At 64.6% G+C, this 14,437-nt stretch carries 15 protein-coding genes; 7 read left to right on the plus strand and 8 right to left on the minus strand.

All coding sequences use genetic code 11. From position 1 onward, the window contains the following. Positions 1-26: 26 nt before the first annotated feature. The 3 genes from AC1DW2_RS21305 (at position 27) to AC1DW2_RS21315 (ending at position 2,966) form a co-directional block, all read left to right on the plus strand. Positions 27-899, plus strand: a complete 873-nt coding sequence (locus AC1DW2_RS21305) for a carbohydrate ABC transporter permease (protein WP_028151661.1) — start codon at positions 27-29, stop codon at positions 897-899. Then, the gene (locus AC1DW2_RS21310) at positions 896-1,762 is read left to right on the plus strand and encodes a carbohydrate ABC transporter permease (RefSeq protein ID WP_166344389.1); all 867 of its coding nucleotides are present in this window, start codon (positions 896-898) and stop codon (positions 1,760-1,762) included. Before AC1DW2_RS21305 ends, AC1DW2_RS21310 begins: the two co-directional genes overlap by 4 nt. Before the next feature lie 211 nt (positions 1,763-1,973). After that, complete coding sequence (locus tag AC1DW2_RS21315) at positions 1,974-2,966, plus strand: hypothetical protein (protein ID WP_477007134.1); 993 nt, start codon at positions 1,974-1,976, stop codon at positions 2,964-2,966. Here AC1DW2_RS21315 and AC1DW2_RS21320 read toward each other — a convergent pair whose 3' ends face one another. The 6 genes from AC1DW2_RS21320 to AC1DW2_RS21345 form a co-directional block, all read right to left on the minus strand. Then, a complete protein-coding gene (locus AC1DW2_RS21320) occupies positions 2,967-3,464 on the minus strand; it encodes a DUF6622 family protein (RefSeq protein WP_477007135.1) in 498 nt (165 codons plus the stop codon). A gap of 13 nt (positions 3,465-3,477) precedes the next feature. Next, positions 3,478-4,290, minus strand: a complete 813-nt coding sequence (locus AC1DW2_RS21325) for an ABC transporter permease (protein WP_477007136.1) — start codon at positions 4,288-4,290, stop codon at positions 3,478-3,480. 4 nt (positions 4,291-4,294) lie between these two features. After that, positions 4,295-5,209: an ABC transporter permease gene (locus AC1DW2_RS21330; protein WP_477007137.1), complete on the minus strand. Its 915-nt coding sequence runs from the start codon at positions 5,207-5,209 to the stop codon at positions 4,295-4,297. Continuing rightward, a complete protein-coding gene (locus AC1DW2_RS21335; RefSeq protein WP_477007138.1) occupies positions 5,206-6,363 on the minus strand; it encodes an ABC transporter ATP-binding protein in 1,158 nt (385 codons plus the stop codon). Before AC1DW2_RS21335 ends, AC1DW2_RS21330 begins: the two co-directional genes overlap by 4 nt. 179 nt (positions 6,364-6,542) lie before the next feature. Beyond that, a complete protein-coding gene (locus AC1DW2_RS21340) occupies positions 6,543-8,003 on the minus strand; it encodes a glycerol-3-phosphate dehydrogenase (protein WP_477007139.1) in 1,461 nt (486 codons plus the stop codon). A 136-nt stretch (positions 8,004-8,139) separates the two neighbouring features. Continuing rightward, positions 8,140-10,818 (minus strand): sensor domain-containing protein, encoded by a 2,679-nt coding sequence (locus tag AC1DW2_RS21345; protein WP_477007140.1) that lies wholly within the window; start codon positions 10,816-10,818, stop codon positions 8,140-8,142. Positions 10,819-11,020: 202 nt separating this feature from the next. Between AC1DW2_RS21345 and AC1DW2_RS21350 the strand changes: the two genes are divergently transcribed. Then, complete coding sequence (locus AC1DW2_RS21350; protein ID WP_354120080.1) at positions 11,021-12,124, plus strand: NAD(P)/FAD-dependent oxidoreductase; 1,104 nt, start codon at positions 11,021-11,023, stop codon at positions 12,122-12,124. Positions 12,125-12,265: 141 nt separating this feature from the next. Here the strand turns inward: AC1DW2_RS21350 and AC1DW2_RS21355 are convergent, their stop codons facing one another. Continuing rightward, positions 12,266-12,448 (minus strand): YdcH family protein, encoded by a 183-nt coding sequence (locus AC1DW2_RS21355; RefSeq protein WP_008131172.1) that lies wholly within the window; start codon positions 12,446-12,448, stop codon positions 12,266-12,268. A gap of 329 nt (positions 12,449-12,777) precedes the next feature. Between AC1DW2_RS21355 and AC1DW2_RS21360 the strand changes: the two genes are divergently transcribed. From AC1DW2_RS21360 to AC1DW2_RS21370, 3 genes are all read left to right on the plus strand, one after another. Continuing rightward, positions 12,778-12,984: a YdcH family protein gene (locus AC1DW2_RS21360; protein ID WP_063986093.1), complete on the plus strand. Its 207-nt coding sequence runs from the start codon at positions 12,778-12,780 to the stop codon at positions 12,982-12,984. A 127-nt stretch (positions 12,985-13,111) separates the two neighbouring features. Then, entirely contained in the window at positions 13,112-13,330 is a 219-nt protein-coding gene (locus tag AC1DW2_RS21365) for a hypothetical protein (RefSeq protein WP_014492449.1), read from the plus strand. 21 nt (positions 13,331-13,351) lie between these two features. After that, positions 13,352-13,603, plus strand: coding sequence for a hypothetical protein (locus tag AC1DW2_RS21370; protein ID WP_063981128.1), 252 nt, complete (start codon positions 13,352-13,354; stop codon positions 13,601-13,603). Between the two features lie 62 nt (positions 13,604-13,665). Here the strand turns inward: AC1DW2_RS21370 and AC1DW2_RS21375 are convergent, their stop codons facing one another. Further along, a complete protein-coding gene (locus tag AC1DW2_RS21375; protein WP_477007141.1) occupies positions 13,666-14,379 on the minus strand; it encodes a GGDEF domain-containing protein in 714 nt (237 codons plus the stop codon). Between the last annotated feature and the right edge of the window lie 58 nt (positions 14,380-14,437).

Genomic DNA, 14,437 nt, shown 5'->3' on the forward strand with positions numbered 1-14,437 from the left:
GAAGTCCTTTCAAAGAGTCCTGAAGAATGGCGATTACGCTCTCTGGCGATCAGTCGATGCCCGCTCCGCCCTTGTCGTCGCGGCTGACCCCGGCGCAGGTCTGGGGCATCGTGCTGCTCGCGCCCTATCTGCTCGTCTTCCTCGCCTTCGTCGTCTATCCCGTCTGCTACGGGCTGTGGCTGGCGCGGGCCCCGTCGAATTATGTCGCGCTGTTTCACGATCCGATCTTCGCGCGCGCCGCGGTCAACACGCTGATCTTCCTGGTCATCGGCATCAACATCAAGATGCTGATCGCGTTGTTCCTGTCCGGCTTCTTCGCGCAGCAGCGCACCTGGATCAAATGGCTCTCGGTGATCTTCATCCTGCCCTGGGCGGTGCCGTCGATCCCGACCATCCTGTCGGTGCGCTTCATGTTCAATCCCGAATGGGGCGTGGTCAACCACCTCATCTTCTCCCTCACCGGCGATGACGGCCCGAACTGGCTGAACGACCCCGCCGTGGCGCTGAGCATGGCCATCGGCGTGCACATCTGGAAATCACTGCCGTTCTGGACGCTGATCCTGATCACCGGACGCCTTGCGATCGCGCACGATCTGTTCGAGGCCGCCGAGGTCGATGGCGCGAGCTGGTGGCAGAAATTCCGCTACATCACCTGGCCGTCGATGCAGACGCTCTACATCACCTGCACGCTGCTCTCGATGATCTGGACGCTCGGCGATTTCAACAGCGTCTATCTGCTCACCGGCGGTGGCCCGGCTGACCTCACGCACGTGCTGGCGACGCTCGGTATCCGCTATCTCCGGCTCGACCAGCTCTCGCTCGCGATGGCCTCCATCGTCTGCGCGATGCCGTTCGTCCTGCCGCTCGTGTACTTTATGATGAAACGGTTGTCGCGATGAAGCTTCCCGGCGTAAGCGAATTTTCCTGGCGCGACGTCGCGGTCGAAGCGCGGCTGCTGCTGATCGGTATTCCCGTCTTCCTGTGGACGATGATTCCGATCTACCACATGTTCCTGTTCGCGATCTCCCCGAAGGAGGACGCGTTCTCGGGCAAGCTGTGGCCGGATCACCCGACGCTCCACAACTTCGAGATCGTGTTCAAGCAGCAGCACTACTTCCTGCGCGACTTCTACATCCAGTTCTGGAACTCGACGGTGATCGCAGTCTCTGTCGGCGTGCTGACGCTGTTCATCGCCACCGCCGCGGCGTTCGCGATCTCGCGATTGAAGGTGCCGGGCGGCCGCACCGTGTTGAACCTCGCGCTCTTCACCTATTTCATCCCCGCGGCGTTCCTCGCCGTGCCGATGTACCGCACCATGGGCAATTACGGCCTGCTCAACAATCACTGGTCGCTGATCCTGGCCATGGTGACGATCGCCAGCCCCTACGCGATCTGGGTGCTCAAGCAGGCCTCCGACAAGCTGCCGGTCGAGCTGGATGAAGCCGCGGTGATGGACGGCGCCACGACGCTCCAGATCTTCCGCCTGGTCTACCTGCCGCTGATGATGCCCTCGCTGGTCGCGATCGGCACCTATGCGGTGCTGCTCGCCTGGAACGAATATCTCTACGCGTTCCTGCTTCTGTCCAACGACCGCGAGATCACCCTCCCCGTCGCGCTCGGCAACTTCCTCGCTGCCGACGATTCGCCTTGGGAGCTGTTGATGACCACCGGCTTCATTTACGCGCTGCCGCCGGCCGCGGTCTACTACGCCTTCCGCCGCTACATGGTGGGCGGGCTCACGGCAGGCGCGGTGAAGTCCTGACAATCGAGAGCCTCGTTCCGATGGAATCGGAACGGGGCTCTCGATTCTTGTTTTGACGCGTTTTCCTTACGCGAACCGGTATCCACTTCGCTCGAAATCGCTCCCGGACGCATCGCGTCGCCGCAAGCAGGGCGTTCGAGCGACGACGTGGACAATTGCGGGTTGTCCACGCCTGCTCTAACCTCGCAGCCCTGTCACGGGGCACGTCACCATGCGCGGCAACGACGCGATCCATCTCGGCCTGATGCTACTGGCGTTCGCGGCGTCCTATCTGGTGCCGTTCGAGCTGCTGCTGCTGGCCTATGTCGTGCTCGGCCCGGCGCACTACTTYACCGAGATCTCGTGGCTGCACGATCGCAGCTATTATCTACCCCATCGCGGGATCGCGGCGATGCTCGCGATCATCGCTGTGGTCGCGGTGCTGATCGACAACGCCTCGTGGTTCGGCTTTGCGATGTGGGGCGCGCTGGTCGTCTGCGCCATGCTGGCAGCCACCACCTCCGCGATCGAGAGCATGCTGCTGTTCATGGTGGCGATCGCCCTGTCCGCGATCATGTATTCGAGCGGATCGTCGCTTGCGGTCATCGGTATCCTGATTCCGACCCTGATCCACGTCTCGCTGTTCACGCTGATCTTCATGGTGCTCGGCGCGCACCGGTCGGGCAGCCGCGTGCAGGCTGCGCTGGTGATCGTCTATCTGCTTGCGGTCGCCACGATCCTGTTGCTGCCGCCAACGGCCGAAATCAGGATCTCGAGCTTTGCCCGGGTCGGACAGGACTATTTCGGCAATGTCGGTCCGGCGCTGGGCCGGCTGTTCGGAGTCCCCGGCCTCGTCCTCGACACCCGGCTGACGAGCCTGCTCGCTTTCGTCTATACCTACCACTACCTCAACTGGTTCATCAAAGCCGACGTCATCCGCTGGACTGAGGTGCCCAAACGGCGGCTGGCGGCGATGGCCGCCGCAAGCGCCGCCTCCACCGCGCTGTACTTCTACGACTACGCTTTCGGCTTCACCTTCCTGCTGGCGCTGAGCCTGATCCACATCCTGCTCGAGTTTCCGCTCGACAGCCTCGCGCTGCGGCAGCTCGGTGCCGCGATGCAGGGCGCGGTGCGCGCGCGATACGTGGGGCCCATCTCGGCCTCCGCGACGCGGTCGCGTTCTACGGGCACCAAGGCCGCGAAACGCGCAACCCGGTCACGCTGATCATCTCTCCGCGCTCTTGCGTCGATACGTGACCAGCAGGGCGATCGTCGAGCCGATGAAGTAGCCGGCGGTCGCGCCCGAGATGGCGCGGCCGGCGACGATCGCCAGCGCGCGATCGCCCGCATCGATCGCCGAGATCACGCCGACCGCATATTGCGAGGCGAAGACAATCAGGTTGCGGACCAGACCAAATGGGCTGCCCGGACGGATGATCTGCCCGGTCATGTGATCGACGTCGAACGGGCGCGGCGTCAGCACGCCAAGCGGCAGCAGCACCAGCGCGGCCGCGATCCATGCGACCAGCGGCCAAACGCTGTCTTGGTGGCCGAAGCCGAGCCGCGAAATCCCCCAGACGATGAACACGACCGGCACGATCAGCGCGCGCCAGATCGGCGTCGTGCGCGGCTGCATCGCCTGAACGCCCTGCCACACCAGAAAAGCGAGCAGCATCCAGACCCAGACCGGCGTATGGATCAGGACCTGGTAGGCGAATGTCATGATTGCTCCTCGCCTACAGCGGCGCCGCGCTCTTGCCTTGCGAGCTCGAGAGTTTCGAGGCAAGCGAGGCGATGACGATGACCACCGCGATCAGGGCGATCACCAGCGTGCAGATCGCGTTGATCTCGGGCTTCACGCCAAGCCGCACCTCCGAGTAGATCCGGATCGGCAGCGTCGCCGAGCCGGGGCCGGTGGTGAAGCTCGCGATCACGAGATCATCGAGCGACAGCGTGAAGGCCAGCATCCAGCCCGCCACGATCGCGGGAGCGATCAGCGGCAGCGTCACGGCGACGAAGGCGCGAACCGGGTTGCAGCCGAGATCCATCGCCGCCTCCTCCAGCGAACGGTCGAGCGAGCCGAGGCGGGACTGCACGACCACCGCGACGAAGCACATCGTCAGCGTGGTGTGGGCGATCGTCACCGTCCAGAAGCCGCGCTCGGCGTTGAGCGCGACGAACAGCAGCAGCAGCGACAATCCGGTGATCACCTCCGGCATCACCAGCGGCGCGTAGAGCATGCCCGAGAACAGCGTGCGGCCGCGAAAGCGCTCGCCGCGCGACAGCGCAACGGCTGCGAGCGTGCCGAGCAGCGTGGCGATGGTCGCTGAGGAGACCGCGACCCGCAGGCTCATCCAGGCCGCCTCGATCATGGCGCGGTCATTGAAGAACTCGTGGTACCAGCGCAGCGACCAGCCGCCCCACACCGTGACCAGCCGCGAGGCATTGAAGGAGTAGATGACGAGGATGAGGATCGGCAGATAGAGGAACGCCAGCCCCAGCGCGAGCGAGGCGATGTTGAAGCGGGACAGGCGGGAGACCTTGCGCATCGCTTCAGCGCCCCTGTTCCAGCTGCCGCTTCTGCAGCCGCTCGTACAGCAGCAGCGGCACCAGCAGCACCACCAGCAGCACGATCGCCGCAGCGGAAGCCACCGGCCAGTCCTTGTTGGTGAAGAATTCGAGCCACAGGGTCTGGCCGATCATCAGCGAATTGGAGCCGGCCAGAAGATCCGGGATCACGAACTCGCCCACGATGGGGATGAAGCACAGCAGCACGCCCGCGCCGACGCCGGGCAGCGAGAGCGGAAAGGTCACGAGCCAGAACACCTGCCAAGGCGGCGCGCCGAGATCAGAGGCCGCCTCCTCCAGCACCGGCTCCATTTTCGCGAGCGTGGCGTAGAGCGGCAGGATCATGAACGGCAGATAGGAATAGACGATGCCGATATACATCGCGGTGTCGGTCGAGAGCCACACCACCGGCTGGCTGACCAGATGCAGCGCGAGCAGGATCTGGTTCAGCAGGCCGTCGTGCTGGAGGATGTTGATCCAGGCATAGATGCGGATCAGGAACGAGGTCCAGAACGGCACGATCACCAGCACCATCGCCACCGCCTGCCGGCGCTTCGGCAACCGCGCCATGCCGTAGGCGATGGGATAGCCGATCACGAGCAACAGTGCAGTCGCGGTGACGGCGACGGTAAGGCTGCGCACATAGGCGAACACGTAGATGTCGTCTGAGGCGAGCAGCTTGAAATTGTCGATCGACAGCGCGGCGAACGATGCCTTGAGCGTCTCCCATCCCGCCATCAGGTCGAACACCGGCTCGTAGGGCGGCTGCGCGATCGCCGTCTGCGACAGGCTGATCTTGAGCACGAAGCCGAACGGCACCAGGAAGAACAGCAGCATCCAGACGTAGGGCGCGATCGCGGCAAAGCGCGCCGGCCTTGCGAAGATGCGGCGCGAGCTCATGATTGCAGCACCACGCAGTCGTCGGGCGTGAACCAGGCGACGACACGCTGGTTCAGGCTGTAGGCGTCGACGTCGAGGCGCGCGCTGTTGGGGACCGACGCCTGCACGATTCCGCCTGTATCGAGCTTCACCTTGTAGGTGGTGGTGCCGCCGAGATAACAGATGTCGGCGACCACGCCGTCCAGGCTGTTGATCGCCGTCTCGCGACCGGCCTCGCTCACCGGGCCGCGACGCGACAGCTTGACCTTCTCGGGGCGGATCGCGACCGACAATTTTCCCGCGCCGACGCCTTCGCGCGGCTCGGCCACCACCAGCGCACCCGCATCACGCGTGCCGATGATCAGACGATGGCCGTCGCGCAATTTGGACTCGCCGTCGAACAGATTGATGTCGCCGACGAACTCCGCGATCCAGCGCGAGCGCGGCGCTTCGTAGAGTTCACGGGGGCTCGCGACCTGGGCGAGCCTCCCGGCCTTCATCACGCCGATCCGGCTCGCCATGGTCATGGCTTCCTCCTGATCGTGGGTGACGATGATGAAGGTCATGCCGAGCCGGCGCTGCAGCTCCATCAGCTCGCCCTGCGTGCTCTCGCGCAGCTTCTTGTCCAGCGCGGCCAGCGGCTCGTCGAGCAGCAGAAGCTGCGGCCGGCGCGCCAATGCACGCGCCAGCGCCACGCGCTGACGCTGACCGCCGGAGAGCTGGTCGGGCCTGCGTTTCTCCAGCCCCTCGAGCTTCACCAGCGCAATCATTTCCGCCGCGCGCGTGGCGATGTCGGCACGCGCCATGCCGGCCCGCTTCAGGCCGAAGGCGATGTTGTCACGCACGGAGAGATGCGGAAACAGCGCGTAGTTCTGGAACATCATGTTGATCGGGCGTTCATGCGGCAGCGCCTGCGCGATGTCCCGGCCGCCGAGCAGGATGCGTCCCTCGTCCGGCGCCTCGAACCCGGCGAGCATGCGCAGCAGCGTGGTCTTGCCGCAGCCGCTGGGCCCGAGCAGCGCAAAGAACTCGCCGGCCTTGATGTCGAGCGACACGCCGTCCACGGCCCGGAACGTCCCGAACGTCTTGGCGACGCCCTCGATGCGCAGCAGCGGCTGCCCCGCCGCGGGAAGCGCATCCGCGCCGGCGTCTATCTTGGGCAATTCGTCCGTCATGGTCCCTGCCAACCCCGATTCCGCCGCACGCTAGCGGCCGATCGTCCCCAGCTCAACCGGTTCGGGGGGTAACTTCCACTGCAGTCCCGTAGCCCGGATGGAGCGCAAGCGTAATCCGGGACGGTCCATCGGTGGTGAGACTTTCCCGGATTGCGCTTCGCTCCATCCGGGCTACGCCACTAGCTCACATTCGCCATGAACATGGCCAGCGCGTCGCGATCCGCCGCGGGCATCGTCAGGCMGAGCTTGGAACGGCGCCACAGAATATCCTCGGGAAAACGCGCCCATTCGCGGGTCATCAGATAGCGCACTTCGGCGCCGGTCAGCTCGGGGCCGAAGGCGGGGCCGAGCTCGTCGCGGGTCTTCGCCTCGCCGAGCACGGCCGGCAAGCGTGAGCCGTAGGCCGCGACCAGACGCTGGGCCTGCGGCTCCGACAGGAAGCGCCAGCGGTCGCGGGCGAGGTCGACTTCGGTGTCGAAACGGTCCCAGGCAAAGTCTCCGCCGGGCAACGCTGCGCTGGCGGTCCAGGGCGGCGACATCGGATAGAACGGCGTCAGCTTCGTCACGGCCCGCTCGGCGCGCAGGCGCGAGGTGGTGACGTCGCCGCCGAACATCGTGATCAGCGGCGCCTTGCGCCGGCGCGCGTGGAACAGCGTCGTCCCGTCGCGCCGCCGCACGGACGCCAGCGTCAGGTTGACGCCGGAGACCGCGCGCACCACGTCGGTGGGCGCGACGCGCTCGCGGAAATAGCGGCTGGCCGCCTCGCAGAGATAGCTGACGTCGGCCCCAGGCATCGCCACGATCGCGGGATCACCGGTGAAATCACGAGTGACCGTGCCGATCAGCGTGAAATTGCGCTCAAAGGGGCTCGCAAAGATCAGCCGCCCATCGCTGTTCTGGAAGACGTAGACGTTATCGGACTCGAACAGCCGCGGCACGATGATCTGGCTCATCTGCATGGCCGCCATGGCAGGCTGCGGCTGGCGCAGCACGGTCTCTGCGACGATCGACGTCCAGCCGCCGGTGGCATTGGCCAGCGCCCGGGCCGTGACCACGCGGCGATGGCCACGATCGACCACCGCGAGGCGCCATGTGTCGGTTCGATCGGCGCGGACACAGCGCGCCCCGGTCCGGATCGCAGCGCCGCGTTCGGCGGCGTCCAGCGCCGTCAGCACCACCAGGCGGGAATCATCGACGACGCAGTCCGAATATTCGAAAGCCGTTCCGAACGGGCGCTTCAGCGCGTTGCCGACCGGATGATGCGTGATGTCGAGGGTGGTCGCGGCAGGCAGGCCGCTCCGACCGGTGAGGCCGTCATAGAGGTACAAGCCGGCGCGCAGCAGCCAGGGTGGACGCTCCTCGGAATGGGCCGGGATCACGAAGCGCATCGGCCGGACCAGATGCGGCGCGATGGCAAGCCAGGTCCGGCGCTCGGCCAAAGCCCGGCGCACCCGCCAAAAACCGCGGCGTTCCAGCACCGACAGATCGCCATGGATCAGCCGCGGCGTCGCGGATGACGCCGCGCCGCCGAGATCGCCCTGCTCCAGCAGAATGACCCGCAGGCCGCGGCCGGCCGCATCGCGGGCGAGGCTGACACCGTTCAGGCCGCCGCCGATGATCGCAAGGTCGTAATCCGCCATGAAGCCGTCGAATGGGAGCTAGCGCCCGCCATCACTAGAGCCATTTCCATTCCGATGAAATCGGAACGAGGCTTTGGATTCTTGTTTTGACGCGTTTTCTTTGCGCGAACCGGTATCCGCTTGGCTCGATAACGCTCTAGCCGGTCTTGAGCGCAAGCTCCATGGTCTCGGCGCGGCCGACGAGGCCGGCATATTTCCCGATCGGCAGCGGCTTGCCGAGCAGGTAGCCCTGCACGCCGTCGCAGCCCTCCTTGGCAAGAAAGACGAGCTGATCGAGGGTCTCGACGCCCTCGGCGATGATCGACATTTCGAGGCCGTGGCCGAGATCGATCACGGCGCGGACGATAGCCGCCGATTGCGGGTTGCGACCGAGATTCATGATGAAGGCGCGGTCGATCTTGATCTTGTCGAACGGGAACGCCTGGAGATAGCTCAGCGAAGAATAACCGCTGCCGAAATCATCCATGGAGATGCGCACGCCGAGCGCCTTCAGCCGGCGCAGCAATGCAAGACCCCGGTCAAAGTCCTCGATCAGCACGCCCTCGGTGATTTCCAGCTCGAGCCGGCCGGGTGCCAGGCCCGTCTCGATCAGGATCGAATGGACCAGCCCGACCACGTCGCCGTGCATGAACTGCGCCGGCGACAAATTGACCGCGACCTGGAGCGGCTTCGGCCAGGACGCCGCCTCGCGGCAGGCCTCGCGCAGGATCCACTCGCCCATCTCGACGATCAGGCCGCTCTCCTCCGCGATCGGGATGAACTCGGCCGGCGAGACCTGGCCGCGCACCGGATGCTGCCAGCGCGCCAGCGCTTCGAAGCCGATAATCTCGCTCTCGGCGACGCTGTGGCGCGCGATGCCCTGCGGCTGGAACGCGAGCGACAATTCGCCGTTCTTGATCGCTTTCGACAGGTCCTGGTGCAGCACGCGGCGGTCGCGGATCTGCTGGTCCATCTCCGGCTGGTAAAGGCCGATCGTGCCGCGCGACTTCTGCTTGGCGCGGAACAGCGCCGCGCCGGCATTGGCCAGCAGCGATGCGCCGTCGGCACCATTATGCGGGAAGATCGACATGCCGGTGGTGACGCCGGCGCGGACCGCCCGGCCGTCGATCTGAAATTCCTGGGCAACGGCCTCGCCGAGCTGCTGCGCCAGCGCAAGGCCCGCCTCCGGCTGCTTGCCGTCGATGATCAGGCCGAACTCGTCGCCGGACAGGCGCGCCACCACGCCGCCGCGCGCGGAATCCTGAAGCCGCTGGGCTACCTCGATCAACAGCTTGTCGCCGAGCGCATGACCGAAGACGTCGTTGACCTCCTTGAGGCCGTCGAGGTCGAGGCAGAGCACGGCGAACTCCTCACTGGTGCCTTCGCAGGCCTCGATCATCTGGGTCAGCGCCTGGAGGAAGGCGGCGCGGTTCGGCAGATCGGTCAGGCCGTCGTGATAGGCCATGTGCGCCATGCGCGACTCTGTCTGCCGGCGGTCGGTGACGTCTTCGTGGGTCTTGATCAGATATTGCGGCTCGCCGGCATCGCTGAGCACGGTCGCCCGCCGGGTCAGGAACAGCCGCAGGCCGTCCTTGGTGGAGATCGGGTGCTCCTCGGTAATCATCCCGCGCTTCTTGATCGCGGCCTCGTCGCGCGCGATGATCAGCTTGGCTTCCTTGGGATTGAAGATGTCGGAGGCCGTCAGGCCCGTGGCCTCCTCGCGCCGGCGGTTGAGGATCGTCTCCGCGCTGCGATTGGCGAGCAGGTAGCGGCCGTCCTTGACCTGCTCCACGATCAGCGCCACCGGAATGTTGTCGACCACAAGCTCCAGGAACTTCTTCGTGCTCTCCAGCTCCTGCGACAGCGAGCGGCGGTCGGTGATATCCTCGAACACGAGCATCAGGAATTCGGGCTTGTTGCTCTCGTCGCGGACCACGATCCGGATCGAGGCAACCATGCGCCGTTCACCGGCGCGATCGACCTCGAATTCATTGCGGAACTGGCCGTCCTGCGAATTCAGTGCCGCCTTGTCGGCCGCCTCGATGCTGGCCGCCGAGATGGGCGCGAACAGCTCACGCGCATTCTTGCCGACGGCGTGGTCGCGCGAGAACCCCCAGAACCGTTCATAGGCGCTGTTGGCGAAGATGTAACGCCCGTCCTCGATGTTCTTCGCGGCGACGCAGGCCGGCACGTGGTCCAGCACGGTTTCCAGGAATTGCTTGGTGGAGGCGAGCTGCCGTGACAGCTTGCGCTGATCGCTGACGTCCAGATGCGTCGCGACCGAGCCGCCGTTCGGCAACACGAAATATTTCACCAGGATGGCGCGGCCATCAGGCAGTTCGGTGATCAGGCCGTTGGGGCTCGCCGCCTTCTCGTAGAACTCATCGTCGGAGACACCGCCGAGGACGTCGCGCTTGCGCCTGAGTTCGAGGATGTCGTAGCCGGTCATCCCGGTCCACAGATCCGAGCGCGCCAGGCCGTAGATCTCGAGATAGCGGTCGTTGCAGAACATGATGCGTCGTTGCGCATCCGTCATCACCACGCCCTGGTTGAGATTGTTCATGGCGGAGGAGACGAAGGCGTTGCGCCGCAGCTGCAAGCGCTTGGTGCGGCGCAGCGAGGAATGGATCCAGAGCGCGATGGCGGCCAGGAACGCACAGACGACGATGCCGCCGATCAGCGCTTCCCAGACCAAATTGGGATCGAGCTTGCCTGGTGGCGCGAAGCTGTCCGAGAGCGCAAAGGCGCGCGCAGGCGCGACCGCGCTGCCCAGGCACACGACGGCCTGCACAGCAATCGGAAGCGTGCTGCCCACGTGCCAGTTCTTCTCAGCCATCAGCCACCCGCGCTTTCAACGTCGGATTGTCTGGCTTCACGGGTTTGGATCGGGTAAACGCCTGTACGCGCAACAGAAAAATGTGACGCCAAATACGGCAATTGCCCTGACATGATAAATGCTTCCTTAATGGAAAACGGCCCGGTGCCGTGGTTCTCAGGCCTGATGCCACCGATGCTTTCAATGGACACACTGCACAACCATGGATAGGGTCGACTGCGTCGTCATCGGAGCGGGCGTGGTCGGGCTCGCGGTGGCTCGAAAGCTTGCCCAGGCCGGGCGCGAGGTGATCGTGCTCGAGGAAGCCGAGGCCATCGGCACCATCACCTCCTCGCGCAACAGCGAGGTGATCCATGCCGGGATCTATTACCGCGCCGGCAGCTGGATGGCGCGCATGTGCGTCAGCGGCAAGCATGAGCTGTACCGCTACTGCGGCGAGCGCGGCATCCCGCACAAGAACTGCGGCAAGCTGATCGTCGCGACCAGCGCCAAGGAGACCGAGAAGCTGCAATCGATCAAGGCGCATGCCGAGGCCAATGGCGTGCTCGACATGCAGCTGCTCACCGGCGAGGCCGCGCGCGCGCTGGAGCCGGCGCTCGCCTGCGATGCCGCGCTGCTCTCGCCATCGACCGGCATCATCGACAGCCACGCCTACATGCTCTCGCTGCGCGGCGAGGCCGAGGCAGCCGGCGCGGCCTTCGCGTTTCACACCCCGCTGATCCGCGCCAAGGCAGCCGGCGATGCGATCGAGATCGAGGCCGGCGGCGAAGCGCCGATGACGCTGCAATGCGGCCTGCTCGTCAACGCCGCCGGGCTCTCGGCGACAACGGTCGCACGCCACATCGACGGCATGCCGATCGACCGGATTCCACCCGCCTATCTCGCCAAGGGAAACTATTTCAGCTGCAACGCCAGGGCACCGTTCTCGCACCTGATCTATCCGGTGCCCGAGCCAGGCGGGCTCGGCGTGCATCTGACACTGGACATGGCCGGGCAGGCACGCTTCGGCCCCGACGTGGAGTGGATCGAGACGATCAATTACGAGGTCGATCCGTCACGCGCCGAACGCTTCTATCCGGCGATCCGGAGATACTGGCCGACGCTGCCCGACGGCGCGCTGATGCCGAGCTATTCAGGCATTCGCCCGAAGATCGTGCCGCCGGCGGTGGCCACGCAGGATTTTCTGATGCAGGGCCCGCGCGATCACGGCGTCGAAGGCCTGATCAACCTGTTCGGCATCGAATCGCCGGGACTGACGTCGTCGCTCGCGATCGCGGATCACGTCGCTGAGCTCGCAGGCATCTAGGGGATTTTCCATCGGAGCGGAAAGGCTCCAAGCGCCGCGCAAATAACTTTGCACGCTGCGCACCTTCATGCAGGGATGAGCGCAACAGCTCTCACCCCTGCATGAAAGGGTAAGTTCAACTCTACACTGTTACAGGGGTTACTAGTGGAGCGTGTCGCCGGTGTGCTTCAAACGCTCGATCTGGTCCTTGACCATCAACTTCCGTCGCTTCAACTCAACAATTTGCAGGTCGTCTGTTGAAAGGTGCACGAGAGCTTCGTGCAATTCGTTTTCGAGCGTTTTGTGCTTCCGTTCCAATTCAACCAGATGTGCCTGAATTGTCATTCGAAACCTCCTCGGTAGGGGGAAACCTTGGATTCGATCCGGACAAACAAGTGTACATCACCGATTCGTTCTGTCGATATGTATCCGTCGTCGCAGCGTCATTTTTGAAAATTCATATGTAACGAATCGTGAGTAAGGAACCACGCTGGAAAAATCCATGATATCAACGTGCTTGCGCAACGCCGCAACGAATCGTCGAAATATCTTGCGAGAGTTCGGTGAGCGGCGGCCCGAGATCGCTTGCGATCACGGCGCGCAAGGACGATAATTTCCACAGGGCATCCACAGCCTTGAATCTCACGCCCATCGGGTTTTCGGCCACCGCGAACATGACCAATGAAGACGAGCGTGAGCTCGAAGCCGAGCTCACCCGGTTGCAGCAAGAACACCGAGATCTCGACGCCGCGATCGATGCGATGCATCAATCGCCTGCCCCCGACCTGTTGCGGTTACAACGGTTGAAGAAGCGCAAGCTGTTGTTGCGCGACCGTATCGCGTTCATCGAAGACCAGATCACGCCGGACATCATCGCCTGAACCGCGAGGCCCTTTTCGTGGCAGCACGCCGCATCCGAATCCGCTTGACTCGAAAAGAACAAAATAGGAACATTTGGACATCCCAACGCCCCAGGAAACGCCCAGGAAACCCCCGAGGACAACGCAGATGTCGGCAACCGCCCTTCTCGACAACAGCCATTATGAACAGGCCTGCGACCAGGCGATCGCGATGTGCGACGGCAATCTGCGTAGCACCATCAAGGCGCTGATCATGGCCAACGAATATCTGGAAGCAGAGCTGGAAGAATTACAGGCGGCGATTTCAGCCGGCTGCATTCCCGAGACCGCACGCAGCAAGGTGCGGAGCAACAGCAGCGCCGCCTGAGTTCAACATCGGAGCAACGCCATGTCGGATGTGACCTACTACGTTGCAATGCCCTTCCTGATCGATGCCGACGGATCGCCTGTCGCGGGCGCCGCGGAGGAATGCCAGAGCTCGGCGGCCGCGTTGCGGCGCGCCGAGATCCTGGCGCACGGTGCCGGCCATATCGGCGCGGTTGCGTTCAGCCGCAGYGGCGATCCCATGACCGGCGAATTCGGCGACGCCACGCTGCTGCGTAAATTCGGCAACGTGCCGGAAGATCTGGCCACGCTGTAAGGGTTGTTGCTTGAGCATGATCTCCGCGCAACGCGGTCCGCATTTGTCGCGAAGATCGTGCCCTAGTTGCTGACCAGCCTGATCAGCGGCTCGTGCCGCCGGTGCGCCTTGCGCACATACATGGCGGCATCAGCCTCCTCCAGCGCGCGGCCTGCATCGGACTGCGCCCCCAGCAGCGCGACACCTGCGGAGGCGCCCGCGGTCACGCGCTGACCGCGAAAGGCAAACGACAATTCGTCGATCGCCTGCTCGAAGGCCGCTGCCTTCGCCTTGGCGTCGGTCTCGCTGAGATTCCAGAGCAGCAGCGCGAACTCGTCGCCGCCAAGCCGGCCGACCACGTCCGAGGCGCGGACCTGCCGCGTCAGGGTGGCCGCAATCGCCTTGAGCACCTCGTCTCCGGCGGCATGGCCGAAGGAATCATTGATCGGCTTCAGGCGATCGACGTCGAGCACGATCAGCGCGCCGCTGGCGCGGTAGCGCTTCATGTAGGCGATGGCGCGCGCGAGCTCGCGCTCGAAGCCGCGCCGGTTCGGAATCTCGAGCAGGAAATCGGTGTCGGCCGCAGCTTCCAGTTCCGCGACCCGCCGCTCCGCCTCCTTGAGCTTGCTCCGCAAGCCGCGGATGGTCGCCCTGGTGTCGTCGGCGGCCGACGCTCCGCGCCGCGCCGGCTTGGCCGAGCGCTTCGCCAGCCGCCTGGGGGCGGCTTTGGAGCGGCTGGCGCTGGTCTTTCGGCCCTTTTTGGCCTTCGCAGCGCTCGCCCTTTTTGGTTTCTTCATGGGCATCCTGCTCAATGAAGGCTTGCGGGGATTCACCAAGACAGGATAGTGCATTCCC

The organism is Bradyrhizobium sp. P3_C3 (assembly GCF_056402655.1).

What these genes read in the sequence shown, in the direction of transcription:
- AC1DW2_RS21305 (WP_028151661.1), top strand. Translation starts at nt 27, where the DNA reads ATGGCGATTACGCTCTCTGGCGATCAGTCGATGCCCGCTCCGCCCTTG.
- AC1DW2_RS21310 (WP_166344389.1), top strand. Translation starts at nt 896, where the DNA reads ATGAAGCTTCCCGGCGTAAGCGAATTTTCCTGGCGCGACGTCGCGGTC.
- AC1DW2_RS21320 (WP_477007135.1), bottom strand. Translation starts at nt 3,464, where the DNA reads ATGACATTCGCCTACCAGGTCCTGATCCATACGCCGGTCTGGGTCTGG.
- AC1DW2_RS21325 (WP_477007136.1), bottom strand. Translation starts at nt 4,290, where the DNA reads ATGCGCAAGGTCTCCCGCCTGTCCCGCTTCAACATCGCCTCGCTCGCG.
- AC1DW2_RS21330 (WP_477007137.1), bottom strand. Translation starts at nt 5,209, where the DNA reads ATGAGCTCGCGCCGCATCTTCGCAAGGCCGGCGCGCTTTGCCGCGATC.
- AC1DW2_RS21335 (WP_477007138.1), bottom strand. Translation starts at nt 6,363, where the DNA reads ATGACGGACGAATTGCCCAAGATAGACGCCGGCGCGGATGCGCTTCCC.
- AC1DW2_RS21345 (WP_477007140.1), bottom strand. Translation starts at nt 10,818, where the DNA reads ATGGCTGAGAAGAACTGGCACGTGGGCAGCACGCTTCCGATTGCTGTG.
- AC1DW2_RS21350 (WP_354120080.1), top strand. Translation starts at nt 11,021, where the DNA reads ATGGATAGGGTCGACTGCGTCGTCATCGGAGCGGGCGTGGTCGGGCTC.
- AC1DW2_RS21355 (WP_008131172.1), bottom strand. Translation starts at nt 12,448, where the DNA reads ATGACAATTCAGGCACATCTGGTTGAATTGGAACGGAAGCACAAAACG.
- AC1DW2_RS21360 (WP_063986093.1), top strand. Translation starts at nt 12,778, where the DNA reads ATGACCAATGAAGACGAGCGTGAGCTCGAAGCCGAGCTCACCCGGTTG.
- AC1DW2_RS21365 (WP_014492449.1), top strand. Translation starts at nt 13,112, where the DNA reads ATGTCGGCAACCGCCCTTCTCGACAACAGCCATTATGAACAGGCCTGC.
- AC1DW2_RS21375 (WP_477007141.1), bottom strand. Translation starts at nt 14,379, where the DNA reads ATGAAGAAACCAAAAAGGGCGAGCGCTGCGAAGGCCAAAAAGGGCCGA.